Annotated in this window: 14 protein-coding genes; 9 read left to right on the forward strand and 5 right to left on the reverse strand. The window is 64.6% G+C overall.

Annotation, left to right across the window (positions count from 1 at the left end; genetic code table 11):
* Window positions 1–123: 123 nt before the first annotated feature.
* Both KQ661_RS06015 and KQ661_RS06020 read right to left on the reverse strand, forming a co-directional pair.
* Window positions 124–1083: an IS3 family transposase gene (locus KQ661_RS06015; protein WP_235726932.1), complete on the reverse strand. Its 960-nt coding sequence runs from the start codon at window positions 1081–1083 to the stop codon at window positions 124–126.
* A gap of 11 nt (window positions 1084–1094) precedes the next feature.
* The gene (locus KQ661_RS06020; protein ID WP_216685920.1) at window positions 1095–1271 is read right to left on the reverse strand and encodes a hypothetical protein; all 177 of its coding nucleotides are present in this window, start codon (window positions 1269–1271) and stop codon (window positions 1095–1097) included.
* A 31-nt stretch (window positions 1272–1302) separates the two neighbouring features.
* Here KQ661_RS06020 and KQ661_RS06025 point away from each other — a divergent pair, with 31 nt between their 5' ends.
* The gene (locus KQ661_RS06025) at window positions 1303–2130 is read left to right on the forward strand and encodes a HipA domain-containing protein (protein WP_216685921.1); all 828 of its coding nucleotides are present in this window, start codon (window positions 1303–1305) and stop codon (window positions 2128–2130) included.
* Window positions 2131–2184: 54 nt separating this feature from the next.
* Here the strand turns inward: KQ661_RS06025 and KQ661_RS06030 are convergent, their stop codons facing one another.
* The 3 genes from KQ661_RS06030 to KQ661_RS06040 all read right to left on the reverse strand — a co-directional run bounded on the left by KQ661_RS06030 (window position 2185) and on the right by KQ661_RS06040 (window position 7174).
* Window positions 2185–3594, reverse strand: coding sequence for a T9SS type A sorting domain-containing protein (locus tag KQ661_RS06030; RefSeq protein WP_216685922.1), 1410 nt, complete (start codon window positions 3592–3594; stop codon window positions 2185–2187).
* Between the two features lie 221 nt (window positions 3595–3815).
* A complete protein-coding gene (locus KQ661_RS06035; RefSeq protein ID WP_216685923.1) occupies window positions 3816–6713 on the reverse strand; it encodes a beta strand repeat-containing protein in 2898 nt (965 codons plus the stop codon).
* A 296-nt stretch (window positions 6714–7009) separates the two neighbouring features.
* Window positions 7010–7174: a helix-turn-helix domain-containing protein gene (locus tag KQ661_RS06040; RefSeq protein WP_216685924.1), complete on the reverse strand. Its 165-nt coding sequence runs from the start codon at window positions 7172–7174 to the stop codon at window positions 7010–7012.
* An 854-nt stretch (window positions 7175–8028) separates the two neighbouring features.
* On the opposite strand from KQ661_RS06040, the gene KQ661_RS06045 reads away from it, so the two are divergent.
* The 8 genes from KQ661_RS06045 to KQ661_RS06080 all read left to right on the forward strand — a co-directional run bounded on the left by KQ661_RS06045 (window position 8029) and on the right by KQ661_RS06080 (window position 17399).
* Window positions 8029–9366: a DUF2254 domain-containing protein gene (locus KQ661_RS06045; RefSeq protein ID WP_216679815.1), complete on the forward strand. Its 1338-nt coding sequence runs from the start codon at window positions 8029–8031 to the stop codon at window positions 9364–9366.
* A gap of 129 nt (window positions 9367–9495) precedes the next feature.
* A complete protein-coding gene (locus KQ661_RS06050; RefSeq protein ID WP_168672278.1) occupies window positions 9496–10176 on the forward strand; it encodes a response regulator transcription factor in 681 nt (226 codons plus the stop codon).
* A gap of 69 nt (window positions 10177–10245) precedes the next feature.
* Window positions 10246–11622 carry a sensor histidine kinase gene (locus tag KQ661_RS06055; protein ID WP_216685925.1) on the forward strand — a complete coding sequence of 459 codons (1377 nt, stop codon included), beginning with the start codon at window positions 10246–10248 and terminating at the stop codon, window positions 11620–11622.
* Window positions 11623–11876: 254 nt separating this feature from the next.
* Entirely contained in the window at window positions 11877–12107 is a 231-nt protein-coding gene (locus KQ661_RS06060) for a hypothetical protein (protein ID WP_216679817.1), read from the forward strand.
* 33 nt (window positions 12108–12140) lie between these two features.
* Complete coding sequence (locus KQ661_RS06065) at window positions 12141–12506, forward strand: four-helix bundle copper-binding protein (RefSeq protein ID WP_216685926.1); 366 nt, start codon at window positions 12141–12143, stop codon at window positions 12504–12506.
* Window positions 12507–12560: 54 nt separating this feature from the next.
* Window positions 12561–12857, forward strand: coding sequence for a hypothetical protein (locus KQ661_RS06070; RefSeq protein ID WP_216679819.1), 297 nt, complete (start codon window positions 12561–12563; stop codon window positions 12855–12857).
* Window positions 12858–12932: 75 nt separating this feature from the next.
* A complete protein-coding gene (locus KQ661_RS06075; protein ID WP_216679820.1) occupies window positions 12933–14090 on the forward strand; it encodes an efflux RND transporter periplasmic adaptor subunit in 1158 nt (385 codons plus the stop codon).
* 150 nt (window positions 14091–14240) lie between these two features.
* Complete coding sequence (locus tag KQ661_RS06080) at window positions 14241–17399, forward strand: efflux RND transporter permease subunit (RefSeq protein ID WP_216685927.1); 3159 nt, start codon at window positions 14241–14243, stop codon at window positions 17397–17399.
* The last annotated feature ends 31 nt before the right edge of the window (window positions 17400–17430 follow it).

Here is a 17430-nt window from a genome sequence, read left to right on the forward strand (position 1 = left end):
TTGTATGCTCGTTGGTGTGCCCATATGCCCTCAGCGCCTCGCCACATATTCACCTGACGGGCATCTACTCCGCGGCCACTTTAATGAACAAGCTTGCTTTTGGTCCATCACCTCTGCTTTCGTTTAGTGCCTTACCCACACCCACGGTTTTAAGTATCCAGCGTAACTACGATACTCGAGGCCTGGGGTGGTCCAATAAAAACGGATAGTAAGCGAAGGCAGGTTGCTTTTGAAGTCGCATTCAAATTGATGCGGTGAGCGGTCGTCAAGGGCGGAGTGGCGGCGGTCGAGATTGAAGTAGGTGTCGAGGTAATGGGCGACCTCCAGCCGGGCCTCTTCCAGGGAGGTAAATGGGCTGCCGCCGGGTAGTAATTCGGTTTTGAGGGTGCTCCAGCCCGCTTCGGCCTGGGCATTGTCGTAAGGGTTGCCCGGCCGACTAAAGCTGGGCAGGGCCCCGGCTTGTGTGATACGGGCGCGGCAAGCGGCGCTGGTGTATTGGCTGCCGAGGTCGGCGTGGATGATGAGCCCGGGTGCCGGCTGGCGTAGCGGCAGGGCTTGTTCGAGCGCGTGGAGCACGAGTTCGGTGGGCATCTGCGCGGCCAGGTGCCAGCCCACGACCCGGCGCAAACAAGCGTCGCGCCAGGTGGCCAGGTAGCACCAGCGCCCGGCCACCAACGGCAAATACGTGATGTTGCCGACCCAGACCTGGTTGGGGGCGGTGGGGGCCGGCTGGCCCAGCAGTCGGTTTTCGGCCACGATGGCCGCTGGGTCAGCCACGGTCGTGCGGAGACGTTGGGGCCGGGTGCTCAAGGCCCACAATCCCTGCCGGTACAGCCACGAGCGTAGCGCGTAGCGGCCGATTGCGTGGCCTTCGGCGCGTAACTCCGCCCGCAACCGGCGGGTGCCGTAGCGGCCGGCATGGCGCGTAAAGGCCTGTTGGGCCGCAATATGCCAAGGTGCCGGGGCCGCAGCGGGCCGTTGGCGCCACTGGTAATACCCGGCCGTGCTCACGGCCAACAAGCGGCAGAGCACCTGCACCGGCCAGGGCTCGGCGCAGTCCTCGATGAACTGGTAACGCCTCATGATTGAGGCGCTTACGCAAAGATGGTTACGGCTTTTTTTAAAATATCGCGCTCCATTTCCACGCGCTGGAGCGCGACGCGCAGCTGCTTAATTTCGTCACGCTCGACGCTACTGGGCACGGCTTGATCCAGCGCCTGGCGCTGCCAGCAGCCCAACAGGGCGGGCGAAATGCCCTGGGCACGGGCCACGCCGCCGGCCTTCCCCTACTCGGAAGCACAGATGCTGGGTTTGGCTGAGGAGATAGTACGCCAGCACATGACGGTGACAGGCGTGCAGCCCAAGCTTTCGCTATCCCTGGTGCCGGGCAGCGCCGCGGATGGTCCGGCCCGGCTGACCATCGTGGGGGCCCTGGGCGGGGAGTATATTCTGAAGCCGCCGACTTCGCGCTACCTGCACCTGCCGGAAGTAGAAGACGCCACCATGCACCTGGCCGCGCTGGCCCGCATTACCACCGTGCCGCACGGCCTGCTGCGGCTGCAGGACGGGGCCTTGGCCTACGTGACGCGGCGCATCGACCGCCGGAAGGGTGAAAAGCTGCACATGGAGGACATGTGCCAGCTGACCGAGCGGCTGACCGAAAACAAGTACGACGGCTCGCATGAGCAGATAGCCCGCGCCCTGCGCACCTACTCGGCCAATCCCGGTCTGGACGTGGTGAATTGCTATGAGCTGATGTTGTTCAGTTTCCTGACCGGCAACGCCGACATGCACCTGAAGAACTTCTCGCTGCTGCACACGCCGGGCCTGGGCTACGGGCTGGCCCCGGCCTACGACCTGGTGGCCACGGCGCTGGTGAATCCGGCCGACACGGAGGAGCTGGTCTTGACGCTGAACGGCAAAAAGAAGAAGCTGCGGCAGGAGGACTTCCTGGCGGCGGCGCGGCGGGCTGGCGTGGAGGACAAGGTGATGACGGGGGTATTTACCCGGTTTGTCCGCGTCCGGCCGGCCTGGGAGAAGCTGCTGGCGGAAAGCTTTCTAACGCCCGAGTTGAAGGAGGGCTACCTGGCGCTGCTGCATCGTAAATTTGAGCAGCTGGGGCTGGCGTAGATGGCGGGCGACTGTTGTTGAAAGCTTTCGGAGCTGCTCAAATGCCGTTATATCTTACTCCACCGTGAGGCGCAGGGCTTTACTGCCCGTGCGCACCACGTACACGCCCGTGGCAAAGCCGTTGGGCAAGGTGAGTACGGCGGTGCCGGCGGCATCGGCCGGGAGGGTCAGTACCAGCCGGCCCACGGCATCGAACACGGTGACGGCCACGCCCGGCTCCGCGCCGGTGAGCGTGGCGGCCTGCTTGGTCGGGTTCGGGAACAGGGCCAGCCCGGCCAGCCCACGCGCGGCCACGGTGCGCACGGGCGAGTAGGCGAACGTGCCGTCGGCATCAACCTGCCGCAGGCGGTAGTAGACCAGGCTGGCGGCGTAGCGGGCAATGGCCGGGTCGACGAGCTGGTACTCGTGGGGCTGGCTGCTGCTGCCGTGGCCGGGCACCTGGCCGATGCGCCGGAACGTGCGTCCGTCGGCGCTGGCTTCCACCTCAAACCGGTCGTTGTTCTTTTCCGAGGCCGTGGCCCAGCGCAGCAGCGCGTCGGCCCCCAGCGGCTCGGCCGTGAAGCGGGCCAGTTCGACGGGCAGCGGGTTGGCCGCGTTGCTGATGGTGAGGCGGCCCAGCGCGGCGGTGGCAAACGAGAAGCTGCGGCTGCTGCCGGCCACCGTGGCGGCTGCCGGGCTGCCGGCCTTGCCCCAGGCGCTGGTGCCGGGGTCGGCGCGCCAGGCCTGGGCGGCCGCGAAGCTGCTCAGGCTGTTGTCGTCGTCGGCCAGCCAACTCAGGGTCACGGGCACGGCGGCGGCGGGGGCGGCGGCGGTTTCCACGGTCCAGATGCGGTCGATGCCTTGGTAGGCGGTATTGCCCAGGTTCACGCCCCGGCTCAGGTTGTCCGTCAGCAGGCCGGCGGTGCGGGTGGCCGTGACCCGGCCCAGGCCGCTGCGGTCCAGGCTTAGGCCGTGGCCGAAATCGAGCACCCCACTACCGGCGGCCCGGATGATGCGCAGGTTGCCCTGCACGTACTGGCCGGGGCCTTCGCCGCTGAGCGTAGCGCCGTCGGGCAGGGTGAGGGTGGCGGCGGGGGCCGTGCGCAGCAGGCCGCTTTGCAGCGTCAGGGCGGTGCCCACGGCGAGGTCGGCGGGCAGGGCGAGGGTGCGCTGGCCGGGGGCCCCGGTGTTATTCAGCACGAGCGTGGCCACGGTGGCCGCACCGGGCGTAAATACCTGGTTGGCGGCCCCGCCAAACAGCAGCGTGCCGGCCGAAGCGAGGGTGCCGGCGTTGGTCAGGTCGCCGGTGAGCTGCACGGTGCCGGCGTTGAGGAGGGTGCTGCCGGCGTTGTTCTGCACGGCACCGGCCACGTAGAGCATGGTGCCGGGGCCGACGCTCAGGGTGGCCCCGTCGTTGGTGAGGGTAGGCTGGGCCAGGCCGGCGAGGGCGGGCAGCAGCAGGGCGAGGGTGAGTGCTATTTTCATCGGAAGCAGTTGATGACAAGTGGAGGAAAAGCGCCGGGGCAGCTCGGCCGTGAGGTGCGGCGGCCTGGGTCAGCGCTGGGCCTGCCCTTGCCCCGCTTCGAGCCGCCGCCGCCTAGCCTACCCCCCGGCTCAGCCGGAGAGCACCTGAGGCGCCCCGTACCCTACCTTCCGGCTGAACCAGGAAGTAGGCTACGGGGCGCCGCCGGCCTCCCGGCTGGTCCTTAGGGCGTAAACACCGAGAAGGAGAAGAAGTAGTTTGAGCTGAGGACTCCGCTAGTGTTGAAAGTCCGCACCCTGATGAAGCCCACGCCACCGTCGTAGGTGATGAAGCCAGGTGTGTCGCCGAAGAGGGTCGCGTTGACGGTGACGTTGCGGAAATCGACCCCGCTCAGGCCACTGCTGACCGAGAAGGAGATGTCGTACACCCCCGTGCCGCGGCCCACACCGTAGTTGCCGCTGCCGCCGGACACCAAGGTGGAGCCGCCCCCGGCCTTGCCGTAGGCCACGGCCAGCATGTTGTTTGTGCCGGTAGTGTTGGTGAGTATCTCGCCTACGGTGTTGGCGGCGCCCACGCGCACGTTGCCCACCACGTCGAGCTTGGCGGCGGGGGCCGCGCTGGTGCCGATACCCACGTTGCCGCCGTTAGTAAGCACAAACTGGTTGGTCACGGCCCCATTGGCGGCCAGGTAGAGGTTGCCTGCGGTGGTGTAGAAGCCCACGTTGTTGTCGGCGTTGAGGGTGGGGAAGCCGCGCTGGATGCCGTGGCCGGTGTTACCGAAGGCAATGCCGCCGCCCGTGTTGGCGGTGGTGCCCACCACGATGCGGGCCGTGCCGTCGCTCGTGCGCACGTCCAGGCGCTGGTTGGGGCTGGTGGTGCCGATGCCCACGCTACCGCTGCTGCTAATGACCAGGCCGGTGCTGCCGCCGTTGCCCACCAGCTGGTTCGCGGCCAGGTCGAGGTTTTGGGTGGCGGTGTGGTTGCCCAGGTTGTCGCCGGGCACGTTCACGAAGTTACTGCCGTCCAGGGTCGGGGCGGTGTACACGCCGCCAGTGGTAATGGTGAGGCTGCCGTTGCCGGTATTGGCCCCGGTCGTGAACGTGGTGGCCGAGCTGCCCGTGAGCGTCACCCACGACGAGCCGCCGCCGCCGCCGCCGGAGTTGGTGCTGCCGCCGCCGCCGTAGTAGCCGCCGCCGCCGCCGCCGCCGGCGCCGGTTGTGCTACCGCCGCCGCCCGTGCCCTGGCCGCCGCCCGTGGTGCCGCCCGCCGTCTGGGTGCCCCCGGTGGCCGAAATGGTACCGCTGCTGCCAACGGTGCCGTTGCCCCCGGTGGGTGCCCCGCCCGCGCCCCCTTGCGAGCTGTTCTGGCTCCCTTGGTAGCCGCCGCCGCCGCCGCCGCCCGCCACCAGCAGGCGGTCGGCGAGGGTGCCACCGGAGCCGCGCAGGTCGGTGGCCCCGCCCCCGGTCCCGCCGGCACGGGCGGACCCGCCGCCGTTGTAGCCGCCGCCGGTGTTGGTGCCCGCCGTGAAGCCCCCGCCTGCCCCCACCAGAATTTGTAGCACCTGGCCCGGACTCACGCTCAGGGTGGCTTGCACCCGCGCCCCGGCCCCGCCCACGTTGACGCTGAGCGACCCGCTCCCGGTGCCGCCCGAACCTGCCCGTGCATCCACTTGCAGGCTGGTCACGCCCGCCGGCACGGTGTAGTTTTGCACCGTGCCGGTGTAGCCGAAGGTGACGCTGGGGTTCTGAAAAGGCTGCTCGGTGGCGCTCAGGGTCGCGTCCCAGCTCGTGCCGTTCCAGGTGTTGAGCTTGCCGGTGGTGGTGTTGTAAAGGGTCAGGCCGGCGGCCGGGCTGGCGATGGCATCGCGCTGCGCCGTGGTCAGGCGCGGGGGCAGCAGGCCCTTGCTGGTGCTGCTCACTTCCAGCGCGGCCGAAGCCGCGGGGCTGCCGTTGGTGCCTACGCCCACGCTGCCGGCGGGGCGGTACACGTCGGCCCCGCTCAGGCTCCAGCCGGGCAGGTTCACGAAGTTGCTGCCGTCGAGGACCGGGGCGGCGTACTCCACTTTCGGGGTGAGGGTGAGGCTGCCATTGCCGGCATTGGCCCCGGCCGTGAACGTGCTGGCCGAGCTGTCCGCGGGCGTCACCCACGACGAGCCGCCGCCGCCGCCGCTGTAGCCGCCGCTGCCATCGCTGCCACCGCCGCCGTAGTAGCCGCCACCCCCGCCGCCGCCGCCGCTGAAGCCGCCGCTAGGTACGGTGCCGCGGCCGTTGCCGCCCGTGCCCAGCACGCCGCCAATGCTGCCGCCCGCCGTCTGGGTGCCCCCGGTGGCCAAAAAGGTAATGGCACCGTTACTGCTCGTGAAGCTGCCGCTGCCCCCGGTCGGTGCCCCGCCCGCGCCCCCTTGCGAGCCGAACTGGTTTAAGCCGCCGCCGCCGCCGCCGCCCGCCACCAGCAGGCGGTCGGTGAGGGCGCCACCGGTGGTGCGCACATCGGTGGCCCCGCCCCCGGCCCCGCCACCTTCTACATTGGTTCCTCCGCCGTTGTAGCCGCCGCTACTCTGGGCGTTGTTATAGAGCCCGTTGCCCCCCACCAGAATTCGCAGCACCTGGCCCGGACTCACGCTCAGGGTGGCTTGCACCCGCGCCCCGGCCCCACCGAAGTTGCCGATGAACGACCCGCTCCCGGTGCCGCCCGCCGCGCCTTTGGCATCCACTTGCAGGCGGAACACGCCCGCCGGCACGGTGTAGTTTTGCACCGTGCCGGTGTAGGCGAAGGTGGCGCTGGGGTTTATAACGGGCCGCTCGGTGGCGCTCAGGGCCGCGTCCCAGCTCGTGCCGTTCCAGATGTTGAACTTGCCAGTGGTGGTGTTGTAAAGGGTCAGGCCGGCGGCCGGGCTGGCGATGGCATCGCGCTGGGCCTGGGTCAGGCGCGGGGGCAGCAGGCCCTTGCTGGTGCTGCTCACGTCGAGCGCGGCCGAGGCCGCGGGGGTGGTGGTGCCGATGCCCACCGAGCCGGTCTGGGCGAAGGCGGCGGGCGCGGCGGCCAGCAGCCCGCAGAGTAGCACCAGGAACCGGCCAAGACCGCGCCGCGGCGGGGCCGTAATTTGTAGAAAGTGCTGCATAGGAAACATGAAATTTAGATGAGCAAAAAGCAGTTGAGCGGTGGTGCGCACGGTACAAACCGCCAGCACGCGGGTAATTTGGGACATTGGTCTCCGAAATAATTAACCTCGACATTTAATTATTGTTTTACAAAATGGTATAATTATATTGGAAACGGGTTAAATTTCTGCCAATCTTCGCCTAATGCAAAATTTAAAGCCTTTTGATAGGGATTTACTCTTCTTTGGCCAGCGGATGGGCGGGTTTTCCACCGGCGGGCCCGGGCCCGGGCCCGCCGGCGCGGCTCCACGTTCCGTCAGAAGCGCTGGTTTTTGGGCGCGCGGTAGTCGCTGGGCCGGCGGCCAAACCGCTCGGCGTAGAGGTTGCTGAAGTGCTTGGCCGAGGCAAAGCCCACCGCGTCGGCCACCGCTGCCACCGTGCCGAAGTCGCGGGCCTCCAGCCGCTGCCGGGTCAGGGCCATGGGCTGGCCCCGGCCTACGACCTGGTGGCCACGGCGCTGATGAATCCGGCCGACACGGAGGAGCTGACGCTGACGCTGAACGGCAAAAAGGAGAAGCTGCGGCCGGAGGACTTTCTGGCGGCGGCGCAGCGGGCTGGCGTAGATGAGAAGGTGATGACGGGGTATTTAGCCGGTTTGTCCGCGTCCGGCCGGCCTGGGAGAAGCTGCTGGCGGAAAGCTTTCTAACGCCCGAGCTGAAGGAGGGCTACCTGGCGCTGCTGCATCGTAAATTCAAGCAGTTGGGGCTGACGTAGGTGGTGGGGTGGAGAAATATGATATTTTAGTGAATTGTATTTATCAAGGACCGGAGCGGGCACACAAAACCGGGATACAACCTGATTTCGGGACATAAACCGGGACAAATTCGACCTAAAAACCGCGTTTTTGACTGCATTAGGGCATATGGCGCACCCAGGAGGGAGCAAAGAAAAGGCCCGCTAACAAACTGGTTACAGTTTGTTAGCGGGCCTTTTCTTTGCTCAGGTCACACCTACTGACTTCACGCCAAACCCGGGCCTGTGAAGGCGATGCCGAGGCGTATATACCCCATAATTATGTGTGGAATTCCAGACCGGAAAACGCACTGTTACTTCTTGGGCCTATGGAGTTGGTTAGAAAGTCCCCGAACGGTCATGCAGAGCGCAGCGAAGCATGACCGTTTGAGTACCTTTTGTGACTTTCTAAACAGCTTCTATACATCTAGCCAAATGGGCGCGCCAGGTTTGACATCAATTCAGGTGTCTGAGGTTGGCAACACCGCACCGCCGGCCCCGCCCGCACAACCGTAAGGCCGGGGAGGCAGTAAACCGGGACATATGAATAAACTGAAAGCCTTGTGGCTGAAGCTGGATTCCAGCCTCTGGTTTGTGCCGACGATGATGGTCGTGGCCTCGCTGTTTGCCGCGTACTGGCTGGTAGTGTTCGACGTGTACATCGGGGCGAAGTGGACGGCGCGGTTTCCGCTGCTGTTTGGGGCGGGGGCCGATGGCGCGCGCGGCATGCTTGCGGCCATTGCCGGCTCCATGATTACGGTGGCGGGCCTCACCTTCTCGCTCACGCTGGCCACGCTGGCGCAGGTGGCCAGCCAGTACACCTCGCGCCTGCTGCACAATTTCATGCGCGACCGTACCAACCAAGTGGTAATGGGCTTTTTTGTAAGTATTTTCGTGTACTGTCTGGTGGTGCTGCGCACCATTCGTGGGGGCGACGAAGGTTCGTTTGTGCCGCCCCTGGCCGTGGCCTTCGGGCTGGTGCTGGCCTTGGTGAGCATCGGCATGCTGATTTTCTTTATCCATCATATTGCCACCTCCATTCAGGCGGCCAACATTGTGGCGGGCGTGGCGGCCGAAACGGAGAAGCTGCTCGACAAGGTGTTTCCGGCCCGGCTGGGTGAGCCCGCCACCCCCACCGAGCGTGCCGACCTGGCCGCCGGCCCGGACCTGCGCTGGCAGCTGGTGCCGGCCCCGGTCACGGGCTACATTCAGGGCGTGGATTATGATGCGCTGCTGGCTTTTGCCGAGCAGGCCAATGTGGTGGTGCGCATGGAGCAGGCCATTGGCAGCTTTATTGTGAAGGGCGCGCCGCTGGTAGCGGTAGCCAGCCCCGACGGCCACACCCTGCCCCCGGCCGATGAGCTCGCCGACCGCCTGGACGACAGCTACCGCTTCGGCGACCAGCGCACCCTCGACCAAGACGTGGGCTTCGGCCTGCGACAGCTGGTGGATATTGCCATGAAAGCCCTTTCCCCGGGCATCAACGATACCACCACGGCAGTGATGTGCGTGGACCGGCTGGGTGCGCTGCTGCGGCTGCTGGCCAATCGGCAGCTCGCCAGCCCGCTGCGGGCGGCGGAAGGGCAGGTGCGCGTGCTAACCACGGGGCCCGACTTTGCCGGTTACCTGGGCACGGCTTTCGACCAGATTCGCACCAACGCGGCGAACGCGTTGGCTATTTACCTGCGCCAGCTGGTGGCGCTGCGCACCATCGCGGCCGAATGCCACGCAACGGCCAGCCGTGCTGCCCTGCGCCAGCAGGCCGACCTCATACTGGCAGCGGCCGAAGCCACCCTCACCACCAGCTACGACCTTGACCAGGTACGGGCCGACTACCGGGAGCTACGCGACGATTTAATGGGGTTGTCGGCGGCTGTTTAGTAGCGAAGCTGTTTAGAAAGTCCCCGAACGGTCATGCAGAGCGCAGCGAAGCATGACCGTTCGGGGACTTTCTAAACAACTCCACCATGACGTTCCGACCTTTCGCTCTTCAGCATATTTTTCTTTGCCATGAAACTACTACTCGTTGAGGATGAGCCCAAGCTCGCCACGTTTGTCAGCAAAGGCTTTCGGCACGAAGGCTACGAGCTGGATGTGGCCTACGACGGCCAGATGGGGCTCTCGATGGTGCGGCAGCAGCCCTACGACCTGGTGATTCTGGACGTGAACCTGCCCCACATCAACGGCTTTGAGCTGTGCCGGCTCATCCGGGCCGACTACCCGCGCCTGCCGGTGCTCCTGCTCACGGCCCTAGATAGCCTCGACGACAAGGTGACTGGCTTCGAGGCCGGGGCCGACGACTACCTCGTCAAGCCCTTCGAGTTCAAGGAATTGCTACTGCGTGCGCGGGTGCTCACCCGGCGCGGCACCGAGGCCACCGCCGTGAAGCAGGTGCTGCGCCTGGCCGATTTGGAGCTAAACCTCGACACCAAGGCCGTGACCCGCGCCGGCCAGCGCATCGAGCTCACCACCAAGGAATATGGCCTGCTCGAGTACCTGTTGCTGAACCGCAACCGGGTGATTTCGCGGGTCGATATTGCCGAGAAAGTCTGGGATTTGAACTTCGATACCAATACCAATATCATCGACGTGTATGTGAGCCACCTGCGCAAGAAGATGGACAAGGGGTTCGGTATGAAGTTGATTCATACCGTGGTGGGCATGGGCTACGTGGCTCGGGAGGGTGGGTAAAGTAGCGCGGACTTTTAGTCCGCGAGTTGAATAATAATACTCACGGACTAAAAGTCCGCGCTACAATTCATGCTGATTCGCAACAAGTTGATTCTGCGCTTTACGCTGCTCGTGCTGGCCATTCAGCTCGGGTTTTCGGCGTTTGTGTACTACTTCCACGCGGCGGCGCGGGAGCAGCGCTTCACGCGGCGGCTGGCGGGCAAGGCAATTATGACGGCCCGCCTGCACCTGCGCACTGCGCCCGCCGACTCGGCCGGGGCCGTGCGCCGCACCTTTAGCCGCAGCGACTTGCTCACCATCGAGCAGGAGGAAATCAGCATTTACGCGCCGGATAACCGGCTGATTTACGTGAGCGCCGACACCGTGCCGCAGCAGGCTAACCAGAGCCAATTGCCACGCTTGGCCACTGGCGCACCGCTGGTGCGCTTCCGCGCCGGGCCACTCGATGCGGTGGGTTTCAATTACGGACCGGCGGGGCAGCCCTACCGGCTGTTTGCGGCCGGCTACGACGAGCTGGGCTGGGCCCAGCTAGCCAGTCTGCGGCTGATTTTGCTGGCCGGCAACGTGGGGGCGCTGGTGCTTATCATTCTGGCCGGCTGGTACTTCGCCGACGAGTCGCTGAAACCCATTGCCCGGGTGGTGAAGCAGGTGAAAAAAATAACCGCCCGCGAGCTGAGCCGCCGCGTGGATGAAGGCAACGGTACCGACGAAATCGCGCAACTGGCCATTACCTTCAACCAGATGCTGGGCGGACTGGAACAGGCTTTCGAGGCCCAGCGCAGCTTCGTGAGCCACGCCTCGCACGAGTTGCGCACGCCCCTCACCGTGGCCCTGGGCACCCTGCAAACCGCCCTGGCCTACGATGAAACTCTGCCCGACGCCCAGGAAAGTATGGCCTCGGCCGTAGAAGATTTGCGCCAGCTGATGGGCATCACCAACGGCCTGCTGGCCCTGGCCCAGGCCGGCGAGATGGGCGGCCGCCGTGAACCCGTGCGCCTCGACGAGTGCCTGACCCAGGCCGTGGCCCAGTGCCAGGCCCGCCACCCCGGCCGGCTGGTGCAGGTGGCTTTCGGCGATGTGCCCGACCAACTGGATACGCCCTTTGCCGTGGCCGGCAATGCTCAGCTCCTCACCACGGCCCTGCTCAACCTGCTCGACAACGCCTGCAAATACTCGGCCGCTGAGGTGCGCGCCACCCTGGGCTACGCCAACCCCGAAACCGTGCAGGTAGCCGTGGCCGATACCGGCATCGGCATTGCCCCCTCTGATTTGGCGCGGGTGTTCGAGCCGCTGTACCGAGCCGAAAACGGCCGCCAGCAGCCTGGCTACGGCATCGGCTTGGCCGTGACGCAGAAGATTGCGCAGCGCCACGGCGGCACGCTGGTGCTGGCCTCGGAGCCGGGGCAGGGTACCACGGCCACGCTGCGCCTGCCGGTGGTGGGGTAGGAAGTAACGGAAAACGACTGTCATCCTGAGCATTCTGCGATTAAAGCAGAGACGAAGGACCTTATCATGCTGGAACGGCTTGCAGTAATTCTGTCGGCGCGGACGTGAGAAGGTCCTTCGTCTCTGCTTTAATCGCAGAATGCTCAGGATGACAGTCGTTTTCCGCGCACATTTTAATGTTTTTTAATCTCGCATTCAGGCCAGGTTAATACCGGTTGGGGTCCTTTGTAGCCAACACTGCCACTGGCTTTGCTATGAAGAGAACCGCTCAAACCCGTCCGCGCATGCTGCTCTACCTGTTGGTGGGGGCCCTGGTGCTGTCGACGGCGTTCAACTTTTACTGTTTGCTGCGGCTCGAAACTCATGCCTTTGACCAGGAGCTGGAGGCCCAGCTGCGTGTGCCCACTGCCTTGCTGCTGCCGCCCGATTCGCTGCGGCAGCCCGCCGCCGCACCGGCCGATTCGCTACTGGCCGTCCGTCCCTGATACCTCACGCTATTCTTAACCCCGCCCAACACCATGTTTCCTCCTTCCTATTCGACTGCTCCGGCACATGCCGAAATGCTGCCCCGCCAGCAGGTGCTGCTCGATGCCCTCTTTACCTGCGCCACGGCCTGCAACGAGTTCATTGCCTACAGCTGGAATGAGCCCAACCTCCCGAGCCGGGCGCGCAGCATGCGCCTGGGCCGCGACTGCGCCGACCTGTGCCAGCTGGCCGGCGTGTTCGTGGCGCGCGGCTCCGAGCACTTCCGCTACATCCTGCGCGAGTGCGCTGAGCTGTGCCGCGCTTGCGCCGACGAAACCACCCAGCATCCCGGCGACTTCAGCCGCCGCTGCACCGATGCCTGCCGCATGGCCGAAGACGCCTGCCGCACCAGCTACTAGCGCTTCATTTCTACTCCCTTCTCCTTTCTCATTCATCCTTTTTCCGCCGTTGCCATGACGACCACCAGCTTCTCCGCCCTTTCGCCCGCCGCCCAGTGGCAGGCCGTTATCCAACTGCGCTGCGACATGGTGCGCCGTCTGGGCCGTTCGGCGGCTTCGCTTTCGTGGTGGCACCGCGCCATTCTGGCCGCCGACCCGGTGGTGGAATGGTCGGCCGACCAGCACACGGCCGTTGTGCACCAGGGCCAGGTGCTGCTCGATTTCATGGCCCGCTGCTACTTGGTCACGCCCCGTGCCTCGGCCGTCCGGCCCGATGCCGTGGATGAGGAGCTGCTGGCCCTGCTGCCCTGAGTACGAGTATATCGATTCTTCCATCTATTTTGATGTAATGATACCCAAGCGTCTAAATTTTTCGTTATTCCCTCTATGTCTGTACCATTGCCCAGCTTATTCCGCCACTGCCTTGTTTTACTGCTGCCCGTGCTGGGCGGGGCCGCTCTCACCGGCTGCGGCAGTGGGGAAGGCAACACGCCCACTAAAGACGACCAGCCGCTGGAGTTGCCCGTGGTGCGCCTCGTAGCCCACGATACCGTGCTTACCCGCGAATACGTGGCCGAGATTCAGGCCGAACGCAACGTGGAGCTGCGAGCACGGGTGAAGGGCTACATCGAAAAAATCTTTGTTGATGAAGGCCACGTGGTGAAGAAGGGCCAGCCCCTGTTCCAGATTTCGGCCGCCGAATACCGCACCAAGCTGGCCCGCCTGCACGCGGGCCTGAGCAATGCCATTGCCCAGGCCCGCGTGGCAGCCCTGCAGCTGGACCGCGTGAAGATGCTCACCGCCAAAAACGTCATTACCGCCTCGGAGCTCGACGTGGCCCGCGCCCAGCTGAATGCCGCCGAAGCCAACGTGGCCCAGGCCCGCTCGGCCGAAAGCAATGCCGCCCTCATGCTCAGCTACACGCTGGTACGCGCCCCCTTCGACGGGGTGGTAAACCGCGAGCTGCTGAAAGTAGGCAGCCTCGTGGACGATGGCACGCTGCTCACGACGGTATCGGACGCGAGCGAGGTATTCGCCTACTTCAACGTGTCGGAAGCCGATTACCTGGAGTTCATCAAAACCCGCGCCCAGGACTCGGCCCGCAGCACGAATATGGTGCGGCTGGTGCTGGCCGACGGCTCCCTCTACTCGCCCCCCGGCAAGATTGAAACCGTGGAAAGTGAGTTCGAGTCTAACACCGGCGCCATTGCCTTCCGGGCCCGTTTCGGTAATCCGAAGCGCATTCTCAAGCACGGCGCGACCGGCAAGGTGCGCCTGGCCAACACCGTATCCGATGCCGTGCTGGTGCCGCAGAAAGCGGTGTTTGAGCAGCAGGATAAATACTACGTATATGTGCTGGATGCCAAGGGCATCGTGCATCAGCAGAGCTTCCTGCCCAAAAGCCGCCTGGCGGCCTACTATGTGGTGAAATCCGGGCTGAAGCCGGGTGAGCAGGTGGTGTGCGAAGGCATCCAGGACCTGCGCGACGGCACCCACATTGCCGGGCGTGCGGTGACGCTGAAGAGCGTGGCGGCGAACGAGTAAACGCTTCGCATCGCCCTAAAAGAACGTCATGCTGAGCGCAGTCGAAGCATCTCGCGTGCTACCACTAATCCATTTCTCACGATTGAATTACTACCCTATGCGAGATGCTTCGCCGCGCTCTGCATGACGGTCTGATAAAATCCCGATTCTATGTTCAATATCTTCATCCGGCGGCCGGTTTTATCGCTCGTTATTTCCCTATTCATCACCCTACTGGGGGTGGGGGCACTGTTTGTGCTGCCGGTTACGCAGTTTCCCGACATTGTGCCGCCATCCGTCACGGTGCGGGCCAAATACAATGGCGCCAATGCCGAAGTCTGCGCCAAGGCCGTGGCCACGCCGCTGGAGCGCGCCATCAACGGCGTACCGGGCATGACGTACATGAATACGGTGACGACCAACAACGGCACCACGCTGGTGGAGGTATTCTTCGAAGTGGGCACCGACCCCGACCTGGCTGCCGTGGCCGTGCAGAACCGCGTGACCACCATTATCGACGAATTGCCGGAGGAAGTTATCAAGGCCGGCGTGACCACTGAGAAGGAGGTAAACTCCATGCTACTCTACCTGAACGTGGTGAGCGACGACAAGAGCGTGGGCGAGAAGTTTATCTACAACTTTGCAGATATCAACGTGTTGCAGGAGCTCAAGCGCATCAAAGGCGTGGGTTTGGCTGAGATTATGGGCAGCCGCGAATACGCCATGCGCGTGTGGCTCAAGCCCGACCGGATGCTGGCCTACAAGCTGGGGGCTGATGAGATTGTAACCGCCATTCAGGCCCAGAATATTGAGGCGGCTCCCGGGCGTTCGGGCGAAAGCTCGGGCCAGGGCGCCCAGGCGCTGCAATACGTGCTGCGCTACACGGGCAAGCTTTTCGAGCCGGAGCAGTACCGCCAGCTGGTGGTGCGGGCCAACCCCGACGGCTCGGTGCTGCGCCTGCAGGACGTGGCCGACGTGGAATTCGGCGCGCAGACCTACCGCATGACTTCGAAATCGAACGGCCAGCCCTCGGCCGCCATCATGCTCAAGCAGCTGCCCGGCTCCAATGCTTCGGACGTAATTGACGCCGTGAAGGCGCGCATGGCCGAGCTGCAGAAAACCAACTTCCCGCCCGGCATGCGCTATAGCATCAGCTACGATGTATCACGCTTCCTCGATGCCAGTATTCACGAAGTGCTGCGCACGCTGGTCGAGGCATTTTTGCTGGTGTTCGTGATTGTATTCCTGTTTTTGCAGGACTGGCGCTCGACGCTGATTCCGGCGCTGGCCGTGCCGGTGGCGCTGGTGGGCACGCTGTTTTTCATGAAAATCATGGGCTTCAGCATCAACCTGCTCACCCTGTTTGCGCTGGTGCTGGCCATTGGCATTGTGGTCGATAACGCCATTGTGGTGGTGGAGGCCGTGCACGCCAAGATGCACGAGGAGCACCTCAGCGCCATGGACGCCACGTTGGCGGCCATGGGCGAAATCGGTGGGGCCATCATCGCCATCACGCTGGTGATGTCGGCGGTGTTTATTCCGGTGTCGTTTATGAGCGGGCCGGTGGGCGTGTTCTACCGGCAGTTTTCGCTCACGCTGGCCATTGCCATTGTCATTTCGGGCGTGAATGCCCTGACGCTCACGCCCGCCCTTTGTGCGCTTTTGCTGAAAGAGCCTAAAGAAGACAGCGAGCGCACGGGCCTGATGGGCCGGTTTTTCGCCGGCTTCAACCGCCGCTACGAAGCCTTTGCCGACCGCTACCAGGGGCTGGTGCGCACGGTGGCTTCGCGCCGCCTGATTACGGTGGCCATGCTGCTGTTCTTCTTCGCCGCCACCTGGGGCGTGAGCCGGATTCTGCCCACCGGCTTCATCCCGAGCGAGGACCAGGGCATGGTGTACATCAACGTAACCACGCCGCCCGGCGCCACCGTGGAGCGCACCCAGCGCGTGCTCGATAAGGTGCAGCGCGTGGCCAGCAAGCTGGGTCCGGTAGAGTCGGTTTCGACCCTGGCCGGCTACAGCTTGCTCAACGACGTGTCGGGCGCCAGCTACGGCATGGGCATGATTAACCTCGCCGCCTGGGACAAGCGTGAGCAGTCGACCACCGACATCATCAACGAGCTGAAAGCCAAAACCCGCGGCATCACCGATGCCCAGATTCAGTTCTTCACGCCGCCCACGGTGCCGGGCTTCGGCAACGCCGGCGGCTTCGACTTCCGGGTGCTGGACCGCACCGGGCGCGGCGATTTGCAGCAGACCGCGAAAGTTACGCAGCGCTTCATCAAGGCCCTGAACGCTACGCCGGCCATCGAGGGCACGTTCTCCGGCTTCGACCCCAATTTCCCGCAGTACCTCATCCACCTCGATACCGACCTGGCCGCCAAAAAAGGCGTGACCGTGGAGCGGGCCATGAGCACCCTGCAAACCCTGATGGGCGCGAACTACGCCTCCAACTTCATCCGCTTCGGCCAGATGTATAAGGTGATGGTGCAGGCCCTGCCCAGCGCCCGCACCCAGCCCGAAGACGTGCTGAAACTGTACGTGAAAAACGACCGGGGTGAGATGGTGCCCTTTGCCACGTTCCTGCGCCTGGAGCGCGTGTACGGCCCCGAGCAGCTCACCCGCTACAACATGTACACATCGGCTCAGGTGAACGGCGACGCCGCCCCCGGCTACTCCTCCGGCGATGCCGTGAAGACCATTCAGGAAGTGGCCGCTAAGGAATTGCCGCGCGGCTACAGCTACGAATGGAGCGGCATGACCCGCGAGCAAATCATCTCCGGCAACCAGGCACTCTACGTGTTCGGCGTGGTGCTCATTTTCGTGTACCTGCTGCTGGCGGCGCAGTACGAAAGCTTCCTGCTGCCCCTGCCGGTGCTGCTGAGCCTGCCCACGGGCATTTTCGGCGCCTTTCTGGCGCTCAAGCTGCTGGGCCTCGAAAACAACATTTACGCCCAGGTGGCGCTGGTGATGCTGGTGGGCCTGCTGGGCAAAAACGCCATCCTCATCATCGAATTCGCGGTGCTGCGCCGCAAGGAAGGCCTCTCGGCCCTCGACGCGGCCGTGGAAGGCGCCCGCTCCCGCCTGCGCCCCATCCTGATGACGTCGTTCGCCTTCGTGGCTGGCCTCATCCCGCTCTGCATTGCCGATGGCGCGGGCGCGATGGGCAACCGCTCCATTGGTACCGCCGCTGCCGGCGGCATGTTCATCGGCACCATCTTCGGGGTAATCCTGATTCCGGGGCTGTACGTGCTGTTTTCGCGTGGGAAGAAGGAGAAAGTGGAAGAGCCGCTTTCAGAGGAGGAAGTGCGCGAGGCAGCCCACGCGTAACCTCACCCCCCGGCCCCCCCTCTCCCGCAGA

Origin of the sequence: Hymenobacter siberiensis (genome assembly GCF_018967845.1) — a bacterium.
In the GTDB taxonomy this organism is placed as follows: domain Bacteria; phylum Bacteroidota; class Bacteroidia; order Cytophagales; family Hymenobacteraceae; genus Hymenobacter; species Hymenobacter siberiensis.